We start from the raw sequence: 4,219 nt of genomic DNA, 5'->3' as shown, positions 1-4,219 counted from the left end.
GAGATGACGCTGCGGGAAATGGCGTTGCGGGACGGTGACTTCTCCCCTCCCCCCGCGCGCGCAGCGCGTGGCGGGGAGGGGTCGGGGGTGGGGGGTGTTCCCACGCGCACCGAGCTCGTTGAAGCACCCCCCACCCCCGACCCCTCCCCGCCGCTGCGCGGGGGGAGGGGAGCAGACAGCTCCACCAGCGTCGGCAGGAATCCGGCCAGGGTCTTGCCGGCGCCGGTGGGCGCGATCAGGAGCGCGGAGCGGTCGTCGCGGGCCTTGGCCAGCAGGGCCAATTGATGCTCGCGCGGCGACCAGCCGCGTGCGCCGAACCATCGGCGAAACAGGTCCGGCAGCAGCTCGGCCGAAGGCTCCGGAGAATTGGGCAAGACGCGGGGCGGCACGGTCCGAGACTTATAGCGTTTTCCAGCGAAAGCCAGCCCCGCAATTGATGCGAGGTTGATACCGGTTCGCGTCAAAGAAACGCTTCAATACGAGAGGCCGCCACGGCCGCTTCGTCAAGGCCCCGCATCAGCGTTCAGCTACTCCGTCACCGGCCGGTCGGAAATATCCCAGTCCTGGCCGTTGAAGATCGAGATGTAGAGCGTCTTCATCGGCGTGTAGTCGTCAGGGGTGTAGCTGTAGGTGATGCCGTCGAGGAAGAACGGCGAATGAAAGCCGTTAAGGTTCGAGGCCTGCTTCAACACGTTTTCGCGGGTCAGATCGTCGCCGCAGCGGCGCAGGATTTCAGCCATCGTCACCACCTGGCCATAACCTGCGAACGCGATGGTATTGTCCGGATCGACATTGGGCAGATATTTCTTGCGCAACGCCTCGAATGCCAGCACATCGGGATCGTTGGCCCAGCGCGGCACGCCGGCATCCTTGGAATAGCGGATGGCGACGATGCCGGTCGCATTCTCTAAGCCCGCGGCATTGAGGATCGAGCGGCCGGTAGAGCCCGCGGAAAGCAGCTGCAGCGGCTTCCAGGCGAGCTCGGCCACCTTGCGGATCGACTGCGACGTCGCCTTGCCGGTCGTGATGTTGTAGAAAACGTCCGCCCCCGACTTCGAGAGGTTGATGAGCTGGCTATCGACCGTCGGCTCGGTCAAATCGTAGGGCTGCTCCATGATCACCTTCGCGGTCCCGCCGGCATCGGCCAGCACCTTCTTGAAGGGACCGAGGAAATCGCGGCCGAAATCGTCGTTCTGGTAGAGAATGCCGACCTTGGCATCCGGCTTCACGCCGACGACGTGCTTGGCCAGAATCCGCGCCTCGGTCGGATAGAGCGGCAAGCCCGCCATGGTCCACTTGTAGTTCTTCGGATCATTCCATTTCGACGCCCCGGTATTGAGCAGGAGTTGCGGCACGCCTTTCGAATTGAGATATTTATGAACGGCCGTCTGCGGCGCGGTGCCGAGGGAGCCAAACAGGGCGAGCACTTCCTCCTGCTCGACAAGCCGCCGCGTCGCTTCAACGCATTTCGGCGCGCTGTAGGCATCGTCCATGGTAAAGAACTTGATCTGGCGTCCGTTGATGCCGCCGCTTTCGTTCAGCATCTGGAAATAGGCTTCGCCGACCCGGCCGAGCACGCCGTAGAGCGAACCCGGACCGCTGTGCGGGACGGTCTGGCCGAGCTTGATTTCGGTGTCGCTGGCACCAGGATCGTATTTCTTCTCGGCGGCCTTGACAGATGTGGCGGTCGCCAGGATCGTGGCGATGGCGGTGGCGCAAAAATCGCGCCTCGACTGATCGTTGTTCATTGCTTTTGTTTCTCCCTGGAGCAAGCATTGATCAACATTCGCGCGGTTCCGGCAATAGCGAAGTTCTAAGGATTTGCGCCGCCATGCCGCTTGCGCTTTCGAAGCAGGCGCGAATTCCGTGAGACGATATTCAGCTCCTGATTCAGCTCCTGGCCGCGACCACGACCAGACCGGGTACCGGCGCGTTGTCCTCGTTGCGGGCTGACAGCTGTTCGAACCGCGCCAGCGTCAGCCCGGCAGCCCCGATCGATGCGCGCACGTATTGCGCCCCATGGGCATAGCGCAGCCCTCGGCCGAGGATGACGCCCTCGCCGCCATGGGTTTCCAGCGTGAACGCCAAGAGGCCGCCTTCGACGAGCACGCGCCGCGCCCCGCGCAGCAGCGGCGCCAGGTCGGACAGATAGACCATCGCGTCGGCGGCGAGAATGAGTTCGGCGCTGGCGTCGGCTTTGCGGCGCAATCCCTCCACCATTTCCGTCACCTCGAGCGCCGCATAAAGCCCGGTTGCGCGCGCCCGCTCGATCATGCGCGGCGACAGATCGATGCCGGTGAAATGATCGGCCCCGCTGGCGAAGGCCGCGGCTGCAAGCCCGGTGCCGCAGCCGAGATCGATGGCGCGCCTGAAGAAAGCCGGCATTTGCGCCGCATGCCGCGCCGCCAGCACGGCCTTGAACAAGAGCGCCGGACCGCGATAGCCGAGATGGTCGACCAGCGCCGCCTCGAACTTCGAGGCATATTGATCGAATAGCGCACGCACATAGGCCTGCGGCATGGCCGATACCTGCTCGGCCCCCAACAGCATCAGCCGCAGGCTGGCGCCGTGCCGGTCCTCGGGGTCGGCTTGCCGCGCGTTGCGAAAGGCCGCGATGGCCTGCTCGCGCAGGCCTAGCCGTTCGCGAATTTGCCCAAGCGTAAACCAGGCGGAAGCAAAGCGGGGGGCCAGTTCGGTGGCCTGCAGCAGCAGGTCGGCGGCGGCGACAAGATCGCCTTTGAGCTGCAGATCGCGGGCAAAATCGAAGCGCCGGTCGGCCATCAGATCGCCGGAGGACAGGAACAGGCGCGCGGGCATCATCAGAACCGGTTGAGGGTTTCAAAGGTCGGGGCAGGACTCGAATGAATCCGACGTCAGCCTATATAGTCAGGATGCGCCCGCAAGACATTCTGATCCCGGATAATGCCGGCCTGTGCTGCAAGCCCGGCGGCTTCCATATCGATCCGGTGCGACCAGTCGAGCGCGCCATCATCACCCACGGCCATTCCGACCACGCTCGATCCGGCCATGGCGCGGTGCTGGCAACGCAGCAGACGCTCGATATGATGCGGCTGCGCTACGGCGGTCATTTTGCCGGTTCCACGCAAGCCATCGCCTATGGCGAGGAATTGCGGCTTGGCGGCGTCAGCATCAGGCTACATCCCGCCGGCCATGTGCTGGGTTCGGCGCAGATCGCCGTATCCTGCGATGGCACCTGCATCGTTGCCTCCGGCGACTACAAGGATGCGCCTGACCCGACCTGCGCGCCGTTCGAAGTCGTGCCTTGCGAGGTGTTCATCACCGAGGCCACTTTTGGCTTGCCGGTATTTCGTCACGGCGATGCGGCCGGCGAAATCAGAAAACTGCTGGCTTCGGTCGCACTGTTCCCGGAGCGCGCGCATCTGGTCGGCGCCTATTCGCTTGGCAAGGCGCAGCGCGTGATCGCGCTCGTTCGCGCCGCAGGCTACGACGCGCCGATCTACCTGCACGGCGCGATGGAAAAGATCACCCGCTATTACCAGAGCCGCGGCGTCGCGTTGGGTGACCTGCGCCCGGTCAAAAGCATGAAGAAGGCCGATCTCGCCGCTACCATCACGCTGGCGCCGCCCTCGGCGATCTCCGATGTCTGGACCCGCCGGTTTCCCGATCCGGTCACGGCGTTTGCGTCGGGCTGGATGCGGGTGCGCGCCCGCGCGCGGCAGCGCGGCGTCGAATTGCCGCTGGTAATCTCGGATCATGCCGACTGGGACGGACTGACCGCGACCATCGCTGCCACAGGCGCGGGTGAAGTCTGGGTCACCCACGGCCAGGAAGACGCGCTGGTGCATTGGTGCAAGAGCAGAGGTCTCGCCGCGCGTCCGCTCGACCTGGTGGGCTATGGCGAAGAGGATGAAGGCGATGCCGGGCCTGCGGGCGAGGACGCCGAGGCATGAACCGCTTTGCCGAATTGCTCGACCGCCTCGCCTACGAGCCCGGCCGCAACAACAAGCTGCGGCTGATCACGCGCTATTTTCGCGAGGTCGGAGATCCCGATCGCGGCTACGCGCTCGCAGCCCTGACGGGTGCGCTTTCGTTCAAGCACGCCAAGCCGGGATTGATCCGCGATCTGATCACCGATCGCACCGACCCGGTGCTGTTCGCGCTGTCCTATGATTACGTCGGCGATCTCTCGGAGACGGTAGCGCTGATGTGGCCCAAATCTGCTCCCCTCCCCCCGCGA

Annotated in this window: 3 protein-coding genes and 2 pseudogenes; 2 read left to right on the top strand and 3 right to left on the bottom strand. The window is 64.6% G+C overall.

Annotation, left to right across the window (positions count from 1 at the left end):
* From ABSG20_RS31050 to ABSG20_RS31040, 3 genes and pseudogenes are all read right to left on the bottom strand, one after another.
* Positions 1-389 (bottom strand): annotated as a pseudogene (locus tag ABSG20_RS31050) (DNA ligase-associated DEXH box helicase); the annotation flags it as partial.
* A gap of 138 nt (positions 390-527) precedes the next feature.
* Positions 528-1,748, bottom strand: a complete 1,221-nt coding sequence (locus tag ABSG20_RS31045) for an ABC transporter substrate-binding protein (protein WP_423868269.1) — start codon at positions 1,746-1,748, stop codon at positions 528-530.
* A 142-nt stretch (positions 1,749-1,890) separates the two neighbouring features.
* Entirely contained in the window at positions 1,891-2,817 is a 927-nt protein-coding gene (locus ABSG20_RS31040) for a class I SAM-dependent DNA methyltransferase (RefSeq protein WP_423868268.1), read from the bottom strand.
* 74 nt (positions 2,818-2,891) lie between these two features.
* Here ABSG20_RS31040 and ABSG20_RS31035 point away from each other — a divergent pair, with 74 nt between their 5' ends.
* Positions 2,892-3,932, top strand: coding sequence for a ligase-associated DNA damage response exonuclease (locus tag ABSG20_RS31035; RefSeq protein ID WP_423868270.1), 1,041 nt, complete (start codon positions 2,892-2,894; stop codon positions 3,930-3,932).
* Positions 3,929-4,219, top strand: a pseudogene (locus tag ABSG20_RS31030) (ATP-dependent DNA ligase); the annotation flags it as partial. The gene ABSG20_RS31035 and the pseudogene ABSG20_RS31030, both read left to right, overlap by 4 nt.

The sequence above is a fragment of the Bradyrhizobium sp. genome (genome assembly GCF_049512235.1).
GTDB lineage: Bacteria > Pseudomonadota > Alphaproteobacteria > Rhizobiales > Xanthobacteraceae > Bradyrhizobium.
The sequence above is the reverse complement of the archived record's forward strand: the minus strand, read 5'-3'. Positions and strand labels throughout refer to the sequence as shown.

Excerpts from the sequence above, each read along its gene's own strand:
- ABSG20_RS31045 (WP_423868269.1), bottom strand. The coding sequence starts at position 1,748 with ATGAACAACGATCAGTCGAGGCGCGATTTTTGCGCCACCGCCATCGCC.
- ABSG20_RS31040 (WP_423868268.1), bottom strand. The coding sequence starts at position 2,817 with ATGCCCGCGCGCCTGTTCCTGTCCTCCGGCGATCTGATGGCCGACCGG.
- ABSG20_RS31035 (WP_423868270.1), top strand. The coding sequence starts at position 2,892 with ATGCGCCCGCAAGACATTCTGATCCCGGATAATGCCGGCCTGTGCTGC.